The sequence below is a fragment of the Micromonospora sp. WMMD1082 genome (genome assembly GCF_029626175.1).
Classification (GTDB): domain Bacteria; phylum Actinomycetota; class Actinomycetes; order Mycobacteriales; family Micromonosporaceae; genus Micromonospora.
The window spans coordinates 566,552-588,269 of record NZ_JARUBM010000002.1 but is presented as its reverse complement, the minus strand read 5'-3'; the positions used below and the strand labels follow the sequence as shown (position 1 = coordinate 588,269).

Annotated in this window: 18 protein-coding genes; 15 read left to right on the top strand and 3 right to left on the bottom strand. The window is 73.4% G+C overall.

All coding sequences use genetic code 11. From position 1 onward, the window contains the following. The first annotated feature begins 273 nt into the window (after positions 1–273). Both O7615_RS02870 and O7615_RS02865 read left to right on the top strand, forming a co-directional pair. On the top strand, positions 274–1,752 hold the full coding sequence (locus tag O7615_RS02870) for an amidase family protein (protein ID WP_278175620.1): 1,479 nt from the start codon (positions 274–276) through the stop codon (positions 1,750–1,752). Between the two features lie 14 nt (positions 1,753–1,766). Next, positions 1,767–3,125: a hypothetical protein gene (locus O7615_RS02865; protein ID WP_278175619.1), complete on the top strand. Its 1,359-nt coding sequence runs from the start codon at positions 1,767–1,769 to the stop codon at positions 3,123–3,125. Positions 3,126–3,176: 51 nt separating this feature from the next. Here the strand turns inward: O7615_RS02865 and O7615_RS02860 are convergent, their stop codons facing one another. Together O7615_RS02860 and O7615_RS02855 are read right to left on the bottom strand one after the other, a co-directional pair. Then, positions 3,177–5,096 carry a PhoX family phosphatase gene (locus tag O7615_RS02860; RefSeq protein ID WP_278175618.1) on the bottom strand — a complete coding sequence of 640 codons (1,920 nt, stop codon included), beginning with the start codon at positions 5,094–5,096 and terminating at the stop codon, positions 3,177–3,179. Between the two features lie 25 nt (positions 5,097–5,121). Continuing rightward, the gene (locus O7615_RS02855) at positions 5,122–6,516 is read right to left on the bottom strand and encodes an aldehyde dehydrogenase family protein (RefSeq protein WP_278175617.1); all 1,395 of its coding nucleotides are present in this window, start codon (positions 6,514–6,516) and stop codon (positions 5,122–5,124) included. Between the two features lie 263 nt (positions 6,517–6,779). Here O7615_RS02855 and O7615_RS02850 point away from each other — a divergent pair, with 263 nt between their 5' ends. The 7 genes from O7615_RS02850 (at position 6,780) to O7615_RS02820 (ending at position 13,055) form a co-directional block, all read left to right on the top strand. Then, positions 6,780–7,715 carry a 3-oxoacyl-[acyl-carrier-protein] synthase III C-terminal domain-containing protein gene (locus tag O7615_RS02850; RefSeq protein ID WP_278175616.1) on the top strand — a complete coding sequence of 312 codons (936 nt, stop codon included), beginning with the start codon at positions 6,780–6,782 and terminating at the stop codon, positions 7,713–7,715. Between the two features lie 21 nt (positions 7,716–7,736). Beyond that, positions 7,737–9,122 carry an ATP-grasp domain-containing protein gene (locus O7615_RS02845; RefSeq protein WP_278175615.1) on the top strand — a complete coding sequence of 462 codons (1,386 nt, stop codon included), beginning with the start codon at positions 7,737–7,739 and terminating at the stop codon, positions 9,120–9,122. Between the two features lie 121 nt (positions 9,123–9,243). Continuing rightward, entirely contained in the window at positions 9,244–9,534 is a 291-nt protein-coding gene (locus O7615_RS02840; protein ID WP_278175614.1) for a phosphopantetheine-binding protein, read from the top strand. Continuing rightward, complete coding sequence (locus O7615_RS02835) at positions 9,534–10,412, top strand: hypothetical protein (protein ID WP_278175613.1); 879 nt, start codon at positions 9,534–9,536, stop codon at positions 10,410–10,412. Before O7615_RS02840 ends, O7615_RS02835 begins: the two co-directional genes overlap by 1 nt. After that, complete coding sequence (locus tag O7615_RS02830) at positions 10,409–11,095, top strand: hypothetical protein (protein WP_278175612.1); 687 nt, start codon at positions 10,409–10,411, stop codon at positions 11,093–11,095. The genes O7615_RS02835 and O7615_RS02830 overlap by 4 nt, the downstream gene beginning before the upstream one ends. Positions 11,096–11,109: 14 nt before the next feature. Then, the gene (locus O7615_RS02825; protein ID WP_278175611.1) at positions 11,110–12,309 is read left to right on the top strand and encodes an acyl-CoA dehydrogenase family protein; all 1,200 of its coding nucleotides are present in this window, start codon (positions 11,110–11,112) and stop codon (positions 12,307–12,309) included. Then, the gene (locus O7615_RS02820; RefSeq protein WP_278175610.1) at positions 12,306–13,055 is read left to right on the top strand and encodes a 4'-phosphopantetheinyl transferase superfamily protein; all 750 of its coding nucleotides are present in this window, start codon (positions 12,306–12,308) and stop codon (positions 13,053–13,055) included. The genes O7615_RS02825 and O7615_RS02820 overlap by 4 nt, the downstream gene beginning before the upstream one ends. On the opposite strand, the gene O7615_RS02815 is transcribed toward O7615_RS02820, so the two are convergent. Beyond that, a complete protein-coding gene (locus O7615_RS02815; protein WP_278175609.1) occupies positions 13,041–14,333 on the bottom strand; it encodes a type III PLP-dependent enzyme in 1,293 nt (430 codons plus the stop codon). The two genes, O7615_RS02820 and O7615_RS02815, sit on opposite strands and share 15 nt — an antisense overlap. 188 nt (positions 14,334–14,521) lie before the next feature. Here O7615_RS02815 and O7615_RS02810 point away from each other — a divergent pair, with 188 nt between their 5' ends. The 6 genes from O7615_RS02810 to O7615_RS02785 are packed head-to-tail and all read left to right on the top strand — an operon-like array spanning position 14,522 to position 21,712. Then, positions 14,522–14,887, top strand: a complete 366-nt coding sequence (locus O7615_RS02810) for an acyl carrier protein (RefSeq protein ID WP_278175608.1) — start codon at positions 14,522–14,524, stop codon at positions 14,885–14,887. Continuing rightward, the gene (locus tag O7615_RS02805; RefSeq protein ID WP_347405117.1) at positions 14,883–16,370 is read left to right on the top strand and encodes a fatty acid--CoA ligase family protein; all 1,488 of its coding nucleotides are present in this window, start codon (positions 14,883–14,885) and stop codon (positions 16,368–16,370) included. Before O7615_RS02810 ends, O7615_RS02805 begins: the two co-directional genes overlap by 5 nt. Position 16,371: 1 nt before the next feature. Beyond that, on the top strand, positions 16,372–17,715 hold the full coding sequence (locus tag O7615_RS02800; RefSeq protein ID WP_278175606.1) for a nucleotide sugar dehydrogenase: 1,344 nt from the start codon (positions 16,372–16,374) through the stop codon (positions 17,713–17,715). Further along, positions 17,708–18,715 carry an NAD-dependent epimerase/dehydratase family protein gene (locus O7615_RS02795; protein ID WP_278175605.1) on the top strand — a complete coding sequence of 336 codons (1,008 nt, stop codon included), beginning with the start codon at positions 17,708–17,710 and terminating at the stop codon, positions 18,713–18,715. Before O7615_RS02800 ends, O7615_RS02795 begins: the two co-directional genes overlap by 8 nt. A gap of 14 nt (positions 18,716–18,729) precedes the next feature. After that, on the top strand, positions 18,730–20,622 hold the full coding sequence (locus O7615_RS02790; protein WP_278175604.1) for a beta-galactosidase trimerization domain-containing protein: 1,893 nt from the start codon (positions 18,730–18,732) through the stop codon (positions 20,620–20,622). Positions 20,623–20,671: 49 nt separating this feature from the next. Further along, complete coding sequence (locus O7615_RS02785; protein ID WP_278175603.1) at positions 20,672–21,712, top strand: methyltransferase; 1,041 nt, start codon at positions 20,672–20,674, stop codon at positions 21,710–21,712. The last annotated feature ends 6 nt before the right edge of the window (positions 21,713–21,718 follow it).

Below are 21,718 nucleotides of genomic sequence, written 5' to 3'. Positions count from 1 at the left end.
CCGGCACGGGGCACCGCGCCGGCAGTTGGTGGGGTCGCTGCGATCCTGGGCCAGCCGGACCGCCGCCGACCAACCGCCGACGGCCGCCGATCCGCCCTGCCCCGACGGTTCACCCGGGCGCCCTGGCGCGACGGTCGGCCGGTCGGCCGCCGTCCGGGCCCCGCCTGGCCATGGCCGATCGAGGGCTGAAGAGAGGGGTACGCGGGCCCGCCACCGACGCGAAGACTGGGCAGGCGGCGACCTGACGACGACAACGGAATGAGGTGGCGTACGGTGCCCGATCCTGGACAGGCCGGCCCGGATCCGTGCTGGTGGTCGGCACGGCAGGTGGCCGACGCGATCGCCGCCCGTCGAATCTCGGCCCGGGAGTATCTCGACACCCAGCTCGCCCGGATCGAGCAGCTCAACGCCGGGCTGGGGCTGGTCGTCACCCTCGACGAGCGGGCGCGTGAGTACGCCCGGCAGGCCGACGAGGCGACTGTCCGGGGCGACCGCCGGGGGCCGCTGCACGGCGTGGCCATGACGATCAAGGACTGTCTCGCCACCGCTGGCCTGCGTACCACCGGCGGCCTGACCGAGCTGCGGACGTATCAGCCCCGGGAGGACGCCACGGCGGTGGCCGCGCTGCGCGGCGCCGGGGTGGTCGTGTTCGGCAAGACCAACGTGCCGTCGGGCTCGGGCGACCTACAGTCCTACAACGAGCTGTTCGGCGTGGCCCGCAATCCGTGGCACCCGGACTACACCACCAGCGGGTCCTCCGGCGGCGCGGCCGGTGCCGTCGCCGCCGGTTTCACCCCGCTCGAACTCGGCTCCGACGTGGCCGGCTCGATCCGGTTGCCGGCCGGCGCCTGCGGCGTGTTCGGCCACAAACCCAGCTACCGCGCGGTGCCGATGGTCGGTCACGTGCCGCCCTACCCGTTCAAGCCCCGCGAGGCGGACATCGCCGTGGTCGGCCCGATCGCCCGCACCGTGGCGGATCTGGAGACCGCTCTGGCGGCGATCGCCGTGGCGCACCCCTGGGACGCGCCGGCCTGGCGGTTGTCACTGCCGCCGCCGCGCCCGGTGCGCCGCGTGGCGACGTGGTTCGACGACCCGTACTGCCCGGTCGACGTCGAGGTCCGGGCCGCGCTGCGCGACGCCGCGGACCGGCTCGCCGACAGCGGTGTCCTCGTCGAGGAGGCCCGCCCCTCCGGGGTGCGGCTCGCCGCCAGCGACGGCGTCTTCCGGCGGCTGTTGGCGTCGGTGGCGATGCCCGAACACACCGCCGACGACATCGACGAGATCGCCGCCGGACGGCGTCCGCCCCGCGCGGTCCTGGGCGGCGAGTACGTCGCCCAGCGCTACCGCGACTGGGTGGAGGCCGACGACCAGCGGAACCGGCTGCGGACCCGGTGGCGGCAGTTCTTCGCCGGCTACGACGCGATCCTGCTGCCGGTGGCGCCGAACCTGGCCGCCCGGCACGACCACCGGCCGTTCCGGGACCGCACCGTCACCGTCGACGGGGTGCAGCGCCCGTACTGGGACCAGATCGTCTGGGCGGGCCTGACCGGGGTCAGCTACCTGCCGTCCACGGTGGTGCCGGTCCGCACCGACTCGCGGGGCCTGCCGATCGGCATCGCGGTGGCCGGTGACTATCTCCAGGACCGGACGACGCTGGCGGTGGCCCGCCAGCTCGCCGGGGTCCTGCCACCCATCGGCCACCCCGAGCTGACCGTGGCGGCCACCGACGAGCTGCCGGCAGGGCAGCCCTGACCGGGAAGGTCCGCATGACAGAGCCGATCGACGTCGTCGTGCCCAACGTGGGCGAGTTCAACACCCGCAACCCGGCCGTCTCCCTGGGGCCGGCCGTCACCGACGTCGTCACCCGCCTGGCCGGGCACCTCGGCGACTACGCGGCCTACTGGAGCAGCCGGCCGCGGGTGCTGGTGCTGCCCGCGGGCCACGACCCGCACTGGTACGCCGACGTGCACCGACTGCTGGACGAGCCGGCGCCGCCGGTCGTCTCGCCGGCCCCGGTCAGCGGGATGGTGGCGAGGGACCTGCTGGGCGACGGCGCGGCACTGGCCCGGCTCCGTGCCCTGTTGACCGGCCACGACGAGGTCCGGCTGGTCACCTGGGGGGCGACTCCGGAGGTCTTCCTGCTCGCGGCGACCCTGCGCGGTTGGGGCCTGGCGGTACGCCTCGACGGGGTGCCGGAGCGGGACTACTGGGTCAGCCGATACCTGGATTCGAAGCTGAGCTGCCTCGACCTGGCCCGCGAGGTGCCCGGGGTACGCGTGCCGCCCGGCCTGTTGGTGGTCGACAACACCGAGTTGCGGGGCGCGGTCGAGCACCTGTTGACCCGGCACGAGCGGGTCATCGTGCGCAGCCCGTACGGCGTCGGTGGGGACGGCTCGGTGGTGCTGCACCACGACGCCCGGGGCATCGGGGCGCTGTGGACCGCCGTGGAGCGGGATCCCTTCCTGCGGACCTTCCCACTGCTCGTGCAGCAGTTCGTGGCGCACCGGCCGGGAGTCGGCTGCCCGGCGGTGGACCTGCGGGTCGACGATGACGGAGTGCGGGAGATCGTGCCCACCGCGATGGCGGTGGACGTCTCCCGGGTCCGGGGCGTACACGTCGGAACCGCCTCGGTGCCCCCGGCCGAGGCGGAACGGATGACCCGGATCGGCCGCGGCATCGGGGTCGCCGCGCACGCCCGGGGCTTCCGTGGCTGGATGTGCGTGGACTTCGTCCTCGCCGACGACGGCGCCTACCACGTGACCGAGATCAACGCCCGGCGCAGCGGTGCCATGGCGGCGATCGCCATGCTGCACCGCTGGGGCTCCGCCGACCAGGTGGTCTTCTCGCACGACGGGGTCACGCTCGGCGCCCGCGGGCCGCTGTCCTACCTCGACGACGTGCGACCCGTGCTCGCCCGGCTCTGGGCCGACGGGGTGCGGATCTATCCGACGTCGGTCCGCGGGCTGGACTTCCGGCAGCCGGTGCTCTCCCTGATGGCCCCGGGCGCCGACGTGGCGCAGGCGCAACGGGTCGTCGAGGACGCCGCCCGGGAGCTGACCGCCGCGGTCGGCGGCGGTGGCCGGGCCCGCCGGCCGATCGCCGCCGCCGTGCCGTCGGCCGGTTGACGCGTCATGGGCCGGGGGAGCGGATTCCCCGGCCCATGACGGTGTGCGGGATCAGCGGCCGATCACGCCGCCGTCGCGGCGGCGGATCGCCACGGTCGCCGAGCGGGGGCGCCCGTCCGGGTCGGCGTCGGGCCAGTTGCTCACCGACCGTGGGTTCGCCGGCGTGGGCCGTTCCAGGGTGGGCACCGCCTCACCCGGGTGTTGCACATTGATGAACATGGTCCGGTGGTCCGGGGTGAAGGTGATCCCGGTCAGCTCGCAGCCGCGCGGACCGACCGCGAACCGGCGGACCTCGCCGGTGACCGGGTCGGCCGCCAACAGCGCGTTGTTGCCCAGGTTGACGTAGTACGTCTGGGGGTTGTTCAGCGACGAGTTGGAGATGTCGCTCTGGATCCACAGTCGTCCGTCGGCGTCGAAGGCGAGGCCGTCCGGTGAGCCGAACTTCCCCGCCGCGTCGAGCGGCACGCTCGGGTCGAAGTCGGGATCGCCCGCCAGGAGGAAGATGTCCCACTCGAAGGAGGTGGCGGTGGCGTCGCCGTGCCGCTCACGCCACCGGACGATGTGGCCGAACGGGTTGGGCTGCCGAGGATTGGCCGCATTCGGGAAGCCGGGTCCGTTGCTCAGCGTGACGTACACCTCCTTGGTGTGTGGGTGCACCGCGATCCACTCCGGCCGGTCCATCGGCGTGGCGCCGACCGCGTCGGCGGCCTGCCGGGTCCGCAGCAGCACGTCGGCCTGGTCGCGCCAGCCGTTGGCCTTGGTCAGCGGGCCGGTGCCGTGGGTGAGCGGCAACCAGCGACCGGTGCCGTCGTCGTCGAAGCGGGCGACGTAGAGGGTGCCGTGGTCCAGCGGGTGCCGGCCGGTCGCCCGCATGACCCGCCACTTGCCGGCGCTGACGAACTTGTAGATGTACTCGCCGACCTGGTCGTCGCCGGTGTAGACCACCACCCGTCCCCGGGACTCGGTCACCGTGGCCGTCTCGTGCTTGATCCGCCCCAGGGCGGTGCGCTTCACCGGTTTGCTGGTGGGGTCACGCGGGTCGATCTCCACCACCCACCCGAACCGGTTGGGCTCGTTGGGGGTCACCGCGAGATCGAAGCGCGGATCACCATGGTGCCACCGGTACCCGTAGCCGTACCGGGTCACGCCGTACCGGGCCTGCTCCGGCGTGGGCTCCCAGGCCGGGTCCTCGGTCGCGAAGTACTCGTTCCAGTTCTCCTCGCAGGTCAGGTAGGTGCCCCACGGGGTGGCGCCGCACGAACAGTTGTTCAGCGTCCCGCGCGCCTCGGCCCCGGTTTGCAACGAGGGATGGTTGCCCGCGAGCGGGCCGGCGAAACGGACCGGGGTGGCCGTGGTGATCCGACGGTTGAACCGGGAGTCCACCAGTTGCCACCGCCCCCGGCGCAGCGCGACCTCCACCACGCTCACCCCGTGCGCCGCCAGCGACTTGGCCACCTTCTCCGGGGTCATCACCGCGTCGCCGTCGCGGAAGAGCAGCACCTGGTCGGCGTACTCGTGGTTGAGGACCAGCAGGCCACGGTCGGGGCCCAGCGGGAAGAACTGCATGCCGTCGTGGCCCATGCCGATCTGCTTGGCCTGCTCGGCCGCGGTGTTCGAGGCGTCCCGGCGCCAGGCCGGCCCGTTCGCGCGGATCGGGGTGCCCCAGGGGATGAGGACCTGCGCGGTGTAGCCGTCGGCGACGGTGAGGGTGTCCGCGGAGCTGATCTCGACGGCCGGGAAGTTCAGCAACCGTCGGCGGTGCCGCGCCCCGGCGGTGGCCGCCGCCCCGCCGCCGGCCACGCCCGCGCCCAGGAAGCCGGCGGCCGCCACGACGCCGCCGGTCAGCGCGGTCCGGCGGGAGAGCCGGGCGGCGACGACGTCATGGAAGAGACGGTTTCCCGAAGGGTTGGAGCTGATGTCGTCCGACTCCGGTTGCGGCAGCGGACCGGACGAGGTGACTGGGCTGGACATGGTTGACCTCCAGGAGGGATAGGGTTCAGGGCCGTCGCGCGGTATGGGTGATCTTGATGTTGGTGTACTCCAACAGCCCCCAGTGCCCGTACTCCACGCCTCTGCCGGACTCCCGGAGCCCACCGAAGGGGACGTCGTGGCGCAGGTCGCCGTGGGTGTTGACCCAGGCGGTGCCGCACTCGAGGCGGGCGGCGAAGTCCCGGGCGGCAGCCGGCTCGCCCCAGACCGAACCGCCCAGGGCGAAGCGGGTGCCGTTGGCCCGGGCCAACGCCTCGTCGAGGTCGTCGTAGCCGATGACCGGCACCACCGGCCCGAACTGCTCGTCCTGCTCCAGGTCCGTGCCCGGGGGCAGGTCACTCACCACGGTCGGCGGATAGAAGTGCCCGACCCCCGGCAGCGCCGCCCCACCGGTCACCACCCGGGCGCCGGCCCGCGCCGCCGATTCCACCAACCCGTGTACGTGCGCGAGCTGGGCCTGGCTGACCAGCGGGCCGAGATCGGTCCGGGGGTCACGCCCGTCGCCGACGATCGCCGCCTCCGCCTCGGCGCGCAGCGCCTCGGTCAGCTCGGCCGCCTGGCCCGCCGGCACGTACACCCGCTTGATCGCCGCGCAGAACTGCCCACTGTTGACGGTGGCGCGCCGGAAGATCTCCCCGGCGACCCGGTCGATCTGCGTGCCGGGCAGCAGGACGCACGGGTCGTTACCGCCGAGTTCCAGGACCACTCGCTTGAACGAGTCGGCCGCGCAGCGCGCGATGGCCTGCCCGGAGCGGATCGAGCCGGTGAAGGAGACCATCCGGATCGCCGGGTGCGCCACCAGCGCCGGTCCGAGGTCCCCGTCCCCGCTGACCGTGCTGAGCACGCCCGGCGGCAGCACCTCGGCCAGCACCTGCCCCATCCGCAGGCTGGCGAGTGGGGTGACCGGTGACGGCTTGAGCACCACCGTGTTGCCGGCCAGTAGCGCCGGTGCGATCTTGGTGACGGCCAGGATGATCGGGTAGTTGCTGGGGGCGATCGCCGCGACCGGTCCCACCGGCGTCCGGTCCATCGTGACCTCGACGGCCTCCTCGGTGACCAGCTCCTGCCGGGGCAACGACAGCTCGGCGGTGTGGCCGAACCAGTCGGCCGCGAGCGCCACCTCCGCCCGCGCCTGACGCAGCGGTTTGCCCTGCTCGGCGGTGAGCAGCTCGGCCACCTCGTCGCCCGCCCGCGCCAGCGCCGATCCGCAGGCCAGGAGTGCCGCCCGCCGCGAGTCCGCAGCCGAGCGGGACCAGCGGTCGAAGGCGGCGACGGCACCCAGGACCGCGTCGTCGAGCTGCGCGGCCGTGCACCGTGGCACCTCGGCGAACAGCTCGGCGGTGGCCGGGTTCTCCACCGGCATCCGATCGGGGGAGCGCGCCGAACGTCCCGCGATGGTCATCGGCATGATCATGAGCACTCTCCCCACTGGCCTGGTCCGTCCGGACAACGGACCAGGCCAGTCTTCGCGTCGATCACAGGGCCCAGAACCCCCGCTTGCGGGCATGCTCGTCCGGTCAGGGGCTTGGTGCGCCCGTCGGCGGCTTTCCGGTGCACCCGGTGCACGGGAGGGTCAGTGACGCACGGCGGCCCCGGCCCGGAGCCGCCGTCCCGGCCCGGGGTCGCCGAACGTCGGACGGGCCGACATCGGCGGAAGGGGGTCAGGTGACGTCCATCGAGGCGGTGCACACGTACCTGCCACCGAACCGCGTGTCGGTGGGCGAGTGCCTGGCCGAGTACGGGTTCTCGGCGGCGCAGATCCGGATGCACGAGCGGTTCTACGGGCTTCGCGAGATTCGACTCGACCCGCAGGGCAGCCTGGCCGATCTGCTGGTTGCCGGGGGCGCCGGGATGGCCGCGCTGGCCGGCCGGGAGCACCTGGTCCGCTACGTGCTGCACGCCCGGACGATGCCGGTGGTGGCGCCCTACCCGGTCAACCCGGTGCGAGAGGCCGCCCGCCGGCTGGGCCTGGCCCACGCCACCACGTTCACCGTCAGTCAGCACGCCTGCGCGTCCGGCCTGCTCGCCGTCGACCTCGCCGGCACGCTGCTGGCCGACGACCCCGATCCCGCGGCGCTGGCGCTGGTGCTCACCGGAGAGAAGGCCTTCACGGCCTCCGCCCAGGTCATCTCCGGCACCGGGGTGATGGGGGAGAGCTGTTCGGCGGTGCTGGTCAGCGCGCACGGCCAGCGCGACCGAATGCTCTCCTACGCGGCCGGCACCTACGGCCGGTTCTCCGCCGGACCGTGGATGTCGGAGGCGGACGCGGCGGCCTTCCGGGACGACTACCCGGTCATGCTCGCCGAGGTGGTGCGGGCCGCCGTCGAGGAGTCCGGTCTGGACCTGGACCGGATCGGGACGATCCTGCCGCACAACGTCAACCGGTTGTCCTGGCTGCGGGTGCTCCGACTGCTGAACATCCGCAGCGCCGGGCGGCTGGTCCTGGACAACCTCCCGCGTACCGGGCACTGCTTCGCCGCGGACTCCTTCGCCGCCTACGAGCTGGCCCGCGACCAGGGCCGGCTGGCGCCCGGCGACCCGTACCTGATGACGTCGGTGGGGCTCGGCGCCACCGTCTCCGCCATGGTCCTCGTCCACTGAACCCCGAGCCTGGAGCGACCCGTGCACACGCACACACTCAGCGGTGATGTCCTGGCGCTGTTGCGTACCGCGCTGACCGGTTCCGCCGACCGTCCCCTCGTGCTGCTCGGCAACTTCGAGGTCGAGGAGCACTGGGCGCAGGGCGAAGCGGGCCTGCCCGGGATCGTCATGCCGGCCAGCCGGGTCATCGTGAACCGGATGGACGAATGCGCGTTGCTGCTCGCCGGCGCGGACGACCACGTCGTCCTCAAGGCTCCACCCGACGAGGAGTACCTGCGCTACCTCGGCGACCTGGGGCTGGCGCTGCCCCGGATCCTGACCGTCGCGAACCAGCAGCCGCAGCGCACGGTGAGCGAGGACGCGGTGGCCGATCCGCAACTGGTCGCCGCGCTCGGCCGGTTGGTCGACACCGGGGCGCAACTGTGGCCGCACGGCGTGTCGGTGGTCGAGGAACGTCTGGCGGAACTCACCGGGCTGCCCCTGGCCACACCGGCGGCCACCGTCTGCAAGCGGGTCAACAGCAAGATCTACAGCCGGTTGCTCGCCGACGAGGTGGGGCTGCCGCAACCGGAGGGCATGGTCTGCCGCGACATCGACGAGCTGGATCAGGCCGTACGCCGGGCCGGCGCCTGGCTCGACGCCGGGCGGCCGGTCGTGCTCAAGGACGCCTTCGGTGTCTCCGGCCGGGGCATCGTGGTGGTCCGGGACACCCGACGACTCGCGCAACTGCACGCGCTGATCGCCCGCCGGGCCCGTCGCGGCGCCGGCCGGGTCGGCGTGGTCATGGAGGAGTGGCTGCCCAAACGCCACGACCTCAACTACCAGATGACCGTCGACCGCGCCGGCGACGTGCACTTCGACGTGATCAAGGAGGCGATCACCAGCGATGGCGTGCACCAGGGTCATCGCATGCCGGCGCCCCTGACGGGACCGCAGCACCGGCAGGTGCGCTCCGCCGCCGCCGCGATCGGCCGCCGGCTCGCTGCCGACGGGTACTTCGGGGTGGTCGGGGTGGACGCCCTGACCACCACCGACGGCCGGCTCTACCCGATCATCGAGATCAACGCGCGCAACAACATGTCCACCTATCAGGAGCGGCTGCGTCGGACCTGGTTCGGCCCGGAAACGGTCGCACTGGCCCGGCAGTACCCCCTGCGGCTGACCAGAGCGCTGCCCTTCGGCGAGCTGCGGGCACTGCTGGACGGCGTGCTCGCCGACCGACCGGACCGGCCCGGCCTGGTGATCAACAACTTCGCCACCGTGAACGCCGCCAGCGGCGACGGCGCCGGCTTCGGCGGCCGGCTCTACGGCGTGGTGGCCGCTGACTCCGCCCGACAGGTCGCCGCCATCGACCAGGAGGTCACCGAACGGCTGCGGAACTGCTCCGCGACCGTCGCGCAACCCTAGCCGCCAGACGATCGGCCTCCGGCCGATCGACCCCCGCCGTAACCCGGCCGACGCGCCCCGCATCGGTCCACACCACCGGCCCGCCCGCTCGGCGGGGACCGCGACCAGACAGGGAGACGACATGAGTGACGCGACCACCGGTGCTGCTCCGCCGGCTGCCGCCAGCGACATCACCGGAGTGGTGGTCGGTGCCCTCGGGCAGATGCTGGGCCGCGACCCGGAGGGCATCTCCGCACAGCTGCGGCTCTTCGAGGACCTCTCCTTCGACTCCACCAGCGTGCTGGAGCTGCTCATCCAACTGGAGGCGGAGCTGGGTGTCGAGTTCGACACCGACACGCTGGAACCGACCGACTTCGAGACCGTCGGCGCGCTCATCACCTATGTGGCCGGCCAGGTCGAGGAGAACGCCTGATGTACGTCACCGCGCCGGGGCGTCGGTCGCGGACCGGCACCCCGGCGGGGGAAACCGCACCGCTCGGCCTGGCCCGGGCGGTGCACCAGGTGTTCGGCCCCGGCGGGCCGTTTGGCAACGACGACCACATCTACTACCCGGACCTGATGCGCTCCTATGGCACGACCTGCCCACCCGGCGCGTTCGAGGGGCGGCGCAACTCCTTCACCGACATGGTCACCGCGGTGCTGCCCCGCCTGCGTCCCCACGCCGACGGGTTCGACCTGGCGGTCCTCGCCGCCACCACCCCCGACTCGCAGCCGGGGTTCCCGATGTGTCACCTGAGCACCCTGGTGCCCGACGCCGGGCTCGCCTTCGCCGTACTCGACCAGGGCCTGGTCACCGCGTTCACGGCGCTACAGGTGCTGGCCAACCGGGCCCGTCGCGACGGCGCCGGCCGGCTGTTGCTCATCGCGGCCGACCAGACCGCGTTGCTGCACGACCTGCCGGTGCCGTACCGGCTGCGGGTCGAGCGCGACGTGGTAGTGGTGCTGGCGTTCGACCCGGCGGCCGACGGCGGCCGGCTGTACCCGCCGCGCAGCGTGCCGACCGCGTCCCGGACGCCGGAGGTGGCCCTCGCCGAAGCGCTGGCCGACGAGAAACCGCAGGTGCTGGTGACGGGGACGGGCCTGGCCGGGCGGATGCCCGCGGTGCCGGCCGGCACGCTGGTGCTGCCGGCGCCGCACGGGCAGCCGGTCACCGGAGTGTGGCAGGAGGTGGCCACCCGGCTGCCCCGGTGGCAGGTCGACGGGGCGCGGGTCCTGATCGCCGACCACGACTCCGACCAGGAACGGCTCGCCATCTGCCGGCTCGACGTCCCGGCTGCGGGGCGACGATGACCATCGACACCCTGGCCCGCTGGACCGCACCGTACGACACCGCCCGGTCGGCCGGTGTCGAGGCGGCCCTCGCCGACCTCTACGACCGGGTCGCCACCCGGTCACTGGTCGCCGGACCCACCGGGCAGGCCCTGGCACCCGGCCCCGTCGGCCGCGCCGCCGAGTGGGTGTGGCCCGGCGGGATACCGCTGCGCGGGCTCGCCGGTGTCGCCACGGTCCCGCTGCCCGGGCCGGTGCGCGACGCCGGCCTGATGGCCTTCCGTGGACTGCCCGGCCCGGACGGAGCCGGATGGGCGCCGTACCGGACCTGGCTGCTCGGCCTGGCCTGGCTGCGGCTGGGCACCTCGGCGGGGCTGCTGGACCAGATCCGCGCGCACCTGGCCGGCCGGCGAGCCGCCGACGGGCCGCTGTTGCGCCAGCAACTCGTGCGGGCCACCCTCGCCGAGGCGGTCACCGACCAGCTCACCGTCCAGGCGTTGCTGACCGACGTGGACCCGGTCGCCGACCCCGTCGCCGACCTGGTGCAGGCGCACCACCAACTGACCGCCTCGGATCACGCGCTGCTGCCGGTCCTCGGCGCCGCCGGGTTCACCGAGGACGGTCCCGGGCGGGAGGTGTACCTGTCCCACCTGCTCGCCGACGTCTATCTGCCGGCCCACTGCGACGTGCGGGTGCCGGCGTGAGGAGGTGACCAGCCGTGCCCGAGCTGGACCACCGGCTGCGGTTGCTGCGCCGGCACGCCCGTGGCTGGGCAGCCGAGTTGCGCCCGTACGCCCTGGACCTGGACCGCGATCCCGACGTGGTGCTGCGGCTGCTGGACGCGCCCGCGGTCAGCTGCGCGGCCCGCCTGCAGATCCCCGCCGCGTTCAACCCGGCGCCGTTGGTCCTGGCTGGTGAGCGCTTCCTGCTCACCTCGGCCCTGGAGCGGGTGGTGTTCTGCGAGGAGATCGCCGGCGGCGACCTGGGCATGATGCTGGCGCTGCCCGGCGCGTCGATGTCCGGCGTCCTGGTCGCCGCCATCGGCGACCGCAGCCAGCAGGAGTGGTTCTACGGCCGGCTCCTGGAGCGGCCCACCTGGACCTTCTTCGCCCTCACCGAGCCCGAGGGCGGCACCGACGCCGGCGGTCTGCGTACCCGCGCCACCGAGTTGGCCGACGGCGCCGGGTGGAGCCTGACCGGGCGCAAGCGCTACATCAGCAACGCCCTACGCGCCTCCATGGGGGTGGTGTTTCATCGCACCGGCGACGGTCCGCTCGACCTCGGCGCGGCGCTGGTCGACACCGCCGCCCCCGGTTTCACCGCCGCCCCGGTGCCCACTCTCGGTGTGCGCGGCGCCCAGCTCGGCGCGCTCCGCCTCGACGCGGTGCCGATCACCGCCGAGCAGCTGCTCGGGCGGCACCTCTCACCGATGCGCCGGGGCAGTTGGGGCTGGCAGCGGACGTTCAACCTGCTGCGCCCGACGGTGGCGGCGATGGCCGTGGGGCTGGCTCGGGCCGCCTGCGACTACGTCCGGGAGCACCGCCGCGCGCTGCGCCCGGACGAGCGCGACGTGCTGGCCCGGGTCGAGGGGGAGATCGAGGGGGTACGCCGGCTGACCCGCCGGGCGGCCGTGGCGGTCGACTCGGACAGCGGCAGCGGGCACCTCGCCTCGGCCGCGAAGTTGCGGGCCACCCGGCTGGCCATCGAGGTGACGCGCTGGGCGCTGGGCAGCTTCGGGCCGGGCGCCCGACTGGACCAGCCGCTGCTGGACAAGTTCGCGCGGGACGCCGGGGCGCTGGAGTACATGGAGGGCACCGGCAACGTGCAACGCCTGGCGGTGGCCGCCGCCATGGACCGTGGCGCCTTCGACGGGTACCCCGCCGTCAGCGCCACGACGGCGACCGCAGGTGGCCGGTGATCGCTCCCGACGTGGCACACGTCTGGCGTCTCGGGCTGGACCTGACGCCGCAGCTGGCGCAGGTCTTCGACGACGTGCTGAGCCCGGCCGAACGGGCCCGCCGGGACGGCTACGCCGACCGGACCGTGCGGCGCCGCTTCCTGGCCGTGTACGGGTCGTTGCGCGTCATCCTCGGGGCCTATCGGGGGGAGCCGCCGTCGCGGGTGCCGCTGCGTACCGGGCGGTGGGGCAAGCCGCTGCTCGGCGACGACGGGTTGCGCTTCAACATCTCGCACTCCGGACGGTGCGCCCTGCTGGCGGTGAGCGCCGAACGCGACATCGGCGTCGACGTCGAGCGGGCCCGCCGCGACCGATCAGTCGAGGCGTTCGCCCGGCGCTACTTCCCGCCGGCCGAGGCGCGGTTGGTCGCCGCCGCCCCACCGGCCGAGCGGACCGCCCTCCACCTGACGCTCTGGACCCGCAAGGAGGCGTGCGTCAAGGCCGCCGGGGACCGCCTGTTGAACGGGCTCGACCTACCGGTGGCGGGCCCGGACGGGCTGCTCGTGCACCGGCCCGGCGGCCGGATCCCGGGCCCGTGGCGGGTACGCGACCTGCGGGTCCCACCCGGCTACCGGGGTAGCGTCGCGCTGGCCGGGACCGAGCCGTTCGACGTCGAGTACCGGCACTGCCGCCCGGTGGACCTCGCCCGGGCGCTGACCGGTGCGAGCGGCCGGTCGACCCGGGCCCTGCCGTCAGCGGCTTGGTAGCACCTGCCGGGCCCGGAGCGCACCCGGTAGGTGCTGGCGGCGCATCATGTCCTCGGGGCGGTCGCGCTCCCGCACCAGGAACGGTCGTCCATCGTGGACCAGCACCTCCGCGGGATAGCCGTGGCTGAGGAACTGCACCGGTGAGGCGGTCGGCCCGTACGCTCCGGAGCGGAGCACACCGAGCAGGTCGCCGGTGCGCAGCGGCGGCAGCAGGACGTTCTTGCCGAGCGTGTCGTTGGGCGTGCAGAGTGGCCCGGTCACCTGCCACGGCTCCGCCGCTCCGGTGGCCGTACGCAGCAGTCGGATCGGGAAGTTGCGTTTGACGTAGGAGCCGATGCCGACGGCCGCCATGTGCTGGTGGGTGCCGCCGTCGGTGACCGCGAACCGTTGACCGACCGAGGTCTTGAGGTAGCGGACCCGGACCACGTAGATGCCGCCCGGGGCGGTCAGGTAACGCCCCAGCTCCATCACCAGCCGGGTACGGGGGTGCCGGGCCCGGAACTCGCCGAGCACCGGGTTGAGCCGCGCGGCGAGCGTGTCGACGTCGAGGTCCCGTTCGTTGTCGAAGTACGCGACTCCCAGACCACCGCCGACGTCGACCAGTTCCAGCGGGAAGTCGAGCCGGGTGGAGAGCCGCTGGGCCAGCTCGAAGATGCGCCGGCTGTTGTCGGCGACCACCCCCGGGTCGAGGATGCGGGTGCCCATGTAGACGTGCACACCCATCAGCCGGACACCGGCGTAGCGGCTGCCCAGCCCGGTCTGCCGCATCAGCTCGTCCTCGTCGATGCCGAACTGCCGGGGCCGCCCTCCCATGGTCAGGCCCGAACCCTTGACGGTGAAGTTCGGATTGACCCGTAGCGCCACCGGCGCGATCGTGCCCGCCGCCCGGGCCAGGCTGTCGATGAGCTGCAGCTCACCGAGGGACTCGCAGACGATCGCGTAGATCCGCTGGGCCAGGCATGCCTGCAACTCCTCGGCACTCTTTCCCGGGCCGAGGAAGATGATGTTCTCCGGGCGTACCCCGGCCCGGCGGGCGGTGAGCAGCTCCGTCAGGGACGAGACCTCGGCGTGGGCGCCGAGGCCGGCGAGGCGGGCGCAGATCGCCACATTGGGGTTTGCCTTCAGTGAGAAGAAGAACTCCAGTCGGGGATCCAGCGCCTCCCGGAGCCGGCTGAACTGGGCCCCCAGCACCGCCGAGTCGTACACATACAGCGGGGTGCCGTACCGCGCCGCGAGTTCCTCGAACCGCACGCCCTGCACGCCGACGTCGCCTGCCATGCCACCGCCTCCCGATTCTGCCGTCCCTGGCAATTCTTGGCGCTGCACAGCGCAGGACAAGCCGCCAACGGGCGCTCCGACGGTCAGGGCGGGCAGCTACCGGAACACCGGTCGACGCCCTGCGCCATACCCGTTCGCGCAGGGCACTGGCGCGCTCGGTCGCGCCTTCTGCCCTGGCCCGGCTCCGGGTGAACCTTGGTGGCACGGCGCACCGTGGCGGCCACCCACCACACGAACTGATCGGGGACGAGATGCGCAACGGACAATCCGACGTCAGCGCCACGATTGGTGAGCTTATGGGCGAGGCGCTGCTGCGCGGCCCGCTCGCCCCCAACGAGGACTTCTTCGACTGCGGCGGCGACTCGGTCCGCGCCGTCGACGTGCTGCAACGGCTCGTCGACATCTGTCGACCCACCGGGCCGGAGGCCGCCGAGGCGCTGCGATCCACCCTTCTGGAGACCATCTTCGAGGACGCGACCCCGGACGGGTTGGCGGCAGTCTGCGCCGCCCACGCGACGGTGCCGGGTCCGGTCGGCGGAGGGCAGCGTCATTGACGGCACCGGCGCGCCGCCCGGTGGGCTGCTGACCGAGCTGCGCCGACGCCGCGACGAGCACCCCGACGCGGTAGCCCTGCGGACCGCGACGGCGACGGGCGGCCAGCTGGTCACCTGGGCGCAGCTGCACGACACCGCGTGCGCCGTGCGGACCTTCGCCGCGACGCTGGAGCCGGACGCCCCGGTGCTGCTGATCGTGGACAACACCCCGGCCAGCGCGGCGGCCCTGATCGGGCTGACCACCGCCGGGGTGGACGTCCTGCCGGTCGAGGAGGTCAACTCCCACCTGACCGACCTCCTCGCGCCGACCCGCAACCCGGGCGTACGCACCGTCGTCGGCCCGGCCCGCGCGGCCGGCACCGAGCCCGCAGGGATCGCCTTCCTCAGCTACGAGCGATGCCGGGCCCATCCCACCGGGGCCGGCGGACACCCCGCGCGCCGGCTCGGTGAGGTGCTCCAACTGACCTCCGGTTCGGTCGGCGAACCCAAGATCGTTCGTCATTCGCTGGCCAACGTCTGGCGTGGCGGAGACACCTACCGCCAGATCCTCGACCTGACCCCGGCCGACGTGGTCGTCGCCGCGGTGCCGTTGGCGCACTCGTTCGGCCTGGTCGGCGCGCTCACCGCCGCGGTCGTCTCCGGCGCCGAACTCCGGACCACCCGGCGGTTCCAGCCGGGTCGCGTCGCCGACGCGCTCGCCGACGACGCGACCATCCTGTTCGGCACCCCGCAGGTGTACCGGCTGCTCACCTCGGTGCTGCACAACCGCCCGACGCCGGCCCGGCTGCGGGCCGCCGTGTCGTCGGGCGGACCACTACCCGCCGAACTCGGCGCCCAGGCGCGCGCGGCGCTCGGCGTGCCGGTGCGCCAGTTCTACGGCAGCACCGAGACCGGCCTGATCAGCTATCAGCGGGACCTCGGCGGCGAACTGCCCGACCTGTCGGTCGGGGTGCCGGCGCCCGGTGTGCGGCTGCGGCTGACCCGCCCAGAGCGGGGCGGCCCGGCCGGAGTCGGCCAGCTGTCGGTGTACACGCCGACACTGTTCCACGGCTATCTCGGCGCGTCCGGGCCGGTGTGCACGCCGGAGGGGTTCTACGACACCGGCGACCTGGCCCGCCTCGACGCCAGCGGTCGGCTGCACCTGCTCGGCCGCAAGAACACCTTCGTCAACGTCGGCGGCCGCAAGGTCAACCCGACCCGGGTGACGAGGGTCCTCGGCGAGCACCCCGGGGTGCGGGAGGCCTTCGTGTTCGGCCTGACCGACGCCGGTGGCGAGCAGCGGGTGCACGCGGCGGTGGTGCTCGTGCCCGGTACCGGACTGGCGGACCTCGCCGCACACTGCCGAGCGCGTGGTCTCGCTCCGTACGAGGTGCCGCACGAACTCCACCCGTTGGACCGGCTGCCCCGTACCGCGATGGGCAAGGTCGACCGGCGGGCCGTGATCGCCGCCGTGGCTGCCGTACCGACCGGAAGCGAGGTTTGAGATGACCCACCCCGCGTCCCCACGACCGTCGACTCCCGCCGACGGGCCGGACGGCCCCGTCGCCGTCATCGGCCTCGGGTACGTCGGCCTGACCCTGGCGGTGAGCCTCGCCCGGGCGGGCGTGTCCGTCGTCGGAGTGGAGGCCGACCCGGGCACCCGCGCGGCGCTGCGGGCCGGCACACCGGCACTGTTCGAACCCGGTGTCGACGAACTGCTGCGCAGCCTGCCCGCGGACCGGCTGACCGTCACCGGCACGCTCGACGGCGTCACGCCGTCCGCGATCGTCATCTGCGTCGGCACCCCGCTCGATGCCGGCACCGGCCGGCCGGACCTGCGCCACTTCACGGCCGCCGCCGAGACCGCTGCTGCCGCCACCACCTCGGACACCCTCGTCGTGGTGCGCAGCACCGTCCCGGTCGGGACGACCCGGCGCGTCCTGCTGCCGCTGCTGCGCGCACGGGTGGACGAGCCGCTGCTCGCCTTCTGCCCCGAACGCACCATCCAGGGCCGTGCGCTGGCCGAACTCACCAGCCTTCCGCAGGTCGTCGGCGGTTTGGACGACCGCTCCACCGATCGGGCCCGGCGGCTGTTCGCCCAGCTCACCCCGGAGCAGGTCGGCACCGCCAACCTGGAGACGGCCGAGCTGGTCAAGCTGGCCTGCAACGCACACACGGACCTGCTGTACGGCTTCGGCAACGAGCTGGCGATGATCGCCGAGGCGGTCGGCGTGGACGCCACCGAGGTCATCGCCGCCGCGAACCTGGGCTACCCCCGGCCCGACCTGGCCCGGCCCGGTTTCGTCGGCGGCAGCTGCCTGACCAAGGACCCGTACCTGCTGATGTACTCGGCCGCAACGGCGGGGTACCACCCACCGCTGGTGGCCGCCGCCCGCGCCGTCAACGAGCAGGTGCCGCACCTGGTGACCGAGCGGGTCCTCAAGGCACTGGCCGCCACCGGCCGGGTGCCGGCCGACGCGAAGGTCCTGGTCTGCGGGATGGCCTACAAGGGCCGGCCGGAGACCGACGACGTCCGGGGTTCCGCCGCCACGGTGGTCGCGGACGGTCTGCGCGAGCGGGTCCGGCTGCTGGCCGGCCACGACTACCTGGTCTCCGCCGCCGTCACCGCCCGCCTCGGGTACGTCCCGGCGTCCCTCGCCGAGGGTCTGGCCGGCGCCGACGCCCTGGTACTCCTGGTGGACCACCCGCGCTACCGCGCCGACCTCGACGCGGCGCTGCTGCGCCGCACCATGAACCGTCCCGCCCTGGTGGTCGACGTCTGGGGCGACCTGGCGCCGGCACTCTCCGGGGTGGCCGAGGTGGACTACCGGGGGCTGGGCCGTGGCTGATCGGATCCTGATCACCGGCGGCGCCGGGTTCGTCGGCCTGCACCTGGCCCGCCGTCTGCTGCGTGACGGGGCGGACGTGACCCTGCTCGACGACCTGTCCCGTGGCCGGGCCGACCGGGATCTCGACGAGGTCCGCACCGAGGCCCGGCTGGTCCGGCACGACCTGACCGCCCCGATCCCGGCGGACCTGCTCGTCGGCGACTTCGACGAGGTCTACCACCTGGCCGCGGTCGTCGGCGTACGGCAGAACAGCGAGAACCCGTCCCTGGCACTCAACGTGAACCTGCGCGCCGTGCTGAACCTGCTCGACTGGTGTCGGCGTCGCCCACCGGGGCGGGTCTACCTCAGTTCCACCAGCGAGGTCGCCGACGGTGCCGCCCGCCTCGGGCTGGCGCCGTTCCCGGTGCCGGAGGACGTGCCCTTCGTGCTGCCCGACCCGTCGCTGCCTCGGGCCTCCTACGGGCTCAGCAAGATCGTCGCCGAGACGCTGCTGCGCCAGTGTGCCGACCTGTTCCCGGTGCGCATCGGCCGCTACCACAACATCTACGGTCCCCGGATGGGTCACGACCACGTGATACCCCACTTCGTGGCCAGGGCCCTGGCCCGCCAGGACCCCTTCCCCATCTACGGGGCGACCCAGACCCGCGCGTTCTGTCACATCGACGACGCCGTCGACGCGACCGTCGGCCTGACCCGCCTGCCCGGCGCCGAGCCGGTGGTGGCCAACATCGGCAACGACACCGAGGAGATCGTGATCCGGGAACTCGCCGAGCGGGTCACCCGGCTGGGCGGCTACGCCCCCACCTTCGAGGTCTTCGACCCCCCGCCCGGCTCCCCGGACCGGCGGCTGCCCGACCTCGGCCGGCTGCGGCGCACGCTCGGCTACGCACCCTGCGTCGACCTGGACCGAGGGCTGCGGCAGACCTTCGACTGGTACGCCACCGCCCTCGCCGACGACCCGGCCACCACCCCGCCGCCGCTCATCAGGGGCCGCACATGAGCGAGCGTGCGCGAGTGAATCATCGGCTCAGTTTCGAGGTCCGCGACGGTGGGCTGTGGCGGGACGGCACGCCGTTCCCCGTCGCCGGGGTCGACTACCACCCGTCGGCGGCCGGCTGCCGGATCTGGACCGACTGGGATCCGTCGGCCCTGCGCCGCGACTTCCGGGCGATGGCCGACACGGGTCTGAACACCGTACGGATCTTCCTGTTCTGGCGGGACTTCGAACCGACGGCCGGCCAGCACGACCCGGTCGTGTTCGACCGGCTGCGCACCGCCGTCGACCTGGCCGCCGAAGCGGGGCTGGCCTGCGTGCTCTCCCTGCTGACGATCTGGATGAACGGGCAGCGCCTGGATCTGCCCTGGCGACGGGGCCGCGGCCTCTTCGACGACGCGGAACTGCTGGAGCGGCAACGGGCCTACGCCCGGCGGGTGGCCGTCGCGTTACACGGGGCCGGCAACGTGCTGGCCGTGGATCTCGGTGACGAGATCGCCAACGTCGACCCCGGGGCCGCCCGGCTGCCCCGGGACACCGTCGCCGCCTGGCAGACCGGGCTGGCCGAGGCGCTGCGCGAGGAGCTTCCCGGGCTGCTGGTGACGCAGGCCAACGACGCGTCCGGCGTGCTCGGCGCCGCGCCGTTCGGTCCGGACAACGCCTCCGGGCTGGACCTGATCGCGCTGCACGGCTTTCCCACCTGGGCCCCGGTGTCGATCGAGTCGACCAGCTCCTACAAGGCGAGCAACCTGGTGCCGTTCCTGGTCCGCTACGCGCGGGCGTTCGGGGTGCCCCTCGTCGACGAGCTGACCAGCTACGGCACCGACGAGGCCACCACGGCGGCCTACCTGCGCGCCGCCACGGCCTCCGCCCTGGGCAACGGCGCCGCCGGAGTGCTGGCCTGGTGCTGGCAGGACATCGCCTCCACCGAGGAGCCCTACCAGCAGCGCCCCGGTGAGCGCTTCGTGGGCCTGCACCGACTCGACGGGACACCCCGGCCGGCGATGGCCGGGCTGCGTGAGGCGCTGCGGGCGGCTCCCCGGCTGCGACCGGGCCCAGGCCGGGCTCCGGTCGCGCTCTACCTGCCGGAACGGGCCCGCATCGACGGTGGCTCGTACCTCGACACCGGGGTCGGGACGGTGGCCACCTTCTACGCCTACCTTCTGCTCAAACGCGCACACCTGGACGTCGACATCGTCGCCGGTGACCCGACCGGCTACCGGCTGGTGGTCTGCCCGTCGGTCGGCCACGTCACCCTGACCGACCTGGACCGGCTCGGTCGCGCGGCCCGACACGGAGCGACCGTCTACTACTCGATGGCCGATCACCTGCACGGCTTTCCGGGGTCCGCGCTGGCCGGTGCCGAACCGGTCGACTACACCCTGCTCGCCGCCGGACGCGAGCACGTCGAGTGGGACGCCGACCGGTGGGCGATCGACTGGGCCGCCGCCCGGGTCCGGCCCTCGGTGCTGGCGGTGACCACCGGGCAGGTGCTCGGCCGGTATCCCGACGGCACCCCGGCCCTGGTGCGTAACCCGGTCGGTGCCGGGCAGGTGGTCTTCTGCGCGGCTCCGTTCGAGCGCCAGCTCGACGTGCCCGGTCGGCTCACCGCCGCCGCCTGGGAGGGCCTGTACCGGCGGGTCGCCGCCCTGGCGGGGCTGGCCCCCGAGGTCGAGTGTGCCGACCCGGACGTGGAGATCCTGCCCGGACGGGCCGCCGACCCGCACGAGGTGCTGCTGGTCAACCACGCGCCGACCGTGCGCCGCGTCCAGCTGCGCTGGCGGACGCCCGCCGGCCGACCGGTGTGCCAGGAGGTGGTCCTCGACGGCAAGGACTGGCGGCTGCTCGCCCGACCGCCCGAGCAGCGGCACGACGAGGCGCCATCCCACCACGAACAGCCGGTCCCGCACTGACCCGCGTCCGCCGTCGCCGATCGGCGATGCCCATCGATTGGAGAGCAGCATGCCCATCACCGTCCCGGGCGAGCGGTCCCTGACCGGAGCCGACAACGCCGTGCCCGCCTTCATGTTCGACATGCTCTCGGCCTGGGGTTTCCGGGCCGTCACCCTGGCCTTCCGCACCGGCGTGCTGGCGGCGCTCGCGGACGAGGAGCTGACCGCCGAGCAGGTGGCCGGCAAGACGGACCTCGATCCCCGCGGTACGGCGTTCCTGCTCGACTGTCTCGACTGCCTGGGCTACCTCTCCCGGGTCGGTGACCGGTACGCGGCCACCGACACCACCAAGGAACTGCTGCCGATGATCACCATGGGCATCCCGTACTTCGAGAAGATCGTCTTCACCGACTGGGCGAACCTGGAGGGCCGGCTGCGCGGCGACCTGACCCTCCCGTTCGGGCCGGACCAGCCGCGTACGCCGCGCTGGCTGGCCAAGGAGTGGCGGGTGTTCCAGGACGGCATGGTGGCCCTCACCAACATGAACATCGACGAGGTGCTCGAGCGGGTGCCGGTGCCGGATCCGTCCGGGCACCTGCTGGATCTCGGCGGTGGCTACGGCCTCTACAGCATCGCGCTCTGCCGCCGGCACCCACAGCTGCGCGCGACCATCTTCGAGATCCCGGAGATGCAGCGGCTCGCCGACCGGGCCATCGCCGAGAACGACATGACCGACCGGATCGACTTCCGGGCCGGCGACTTCTTCACCGACGATCTGGGCAGCACGTCGATGGCGCTGCTGTTCAACGTCATCCACTCCAAGAGCCACGTCCAGAACCGGGAACTGGTCGCCCGCACCGCCGCCGCCCTGCGGCCCGGCGGCCTGCTGGTGATCCTCGACCAGTTCCCCGCCCCGGAGCTGGGCCCGATCGGGCGCGCCTTCGGCGCCATGATGGCGCTGAGCATGTTCAACAGCGTCGGCCAGCAGACCTACCCGCTCGACGAGGTACACGACTGGCTCACCGACGCCGGGCTGGTCGACGTGGAGTTCCAGGCGGTGCGCAGTGCTCCGGGCAACGGCTTGTTCCTCGCCCGTAAGCCCGGCCGGTAGGACGTC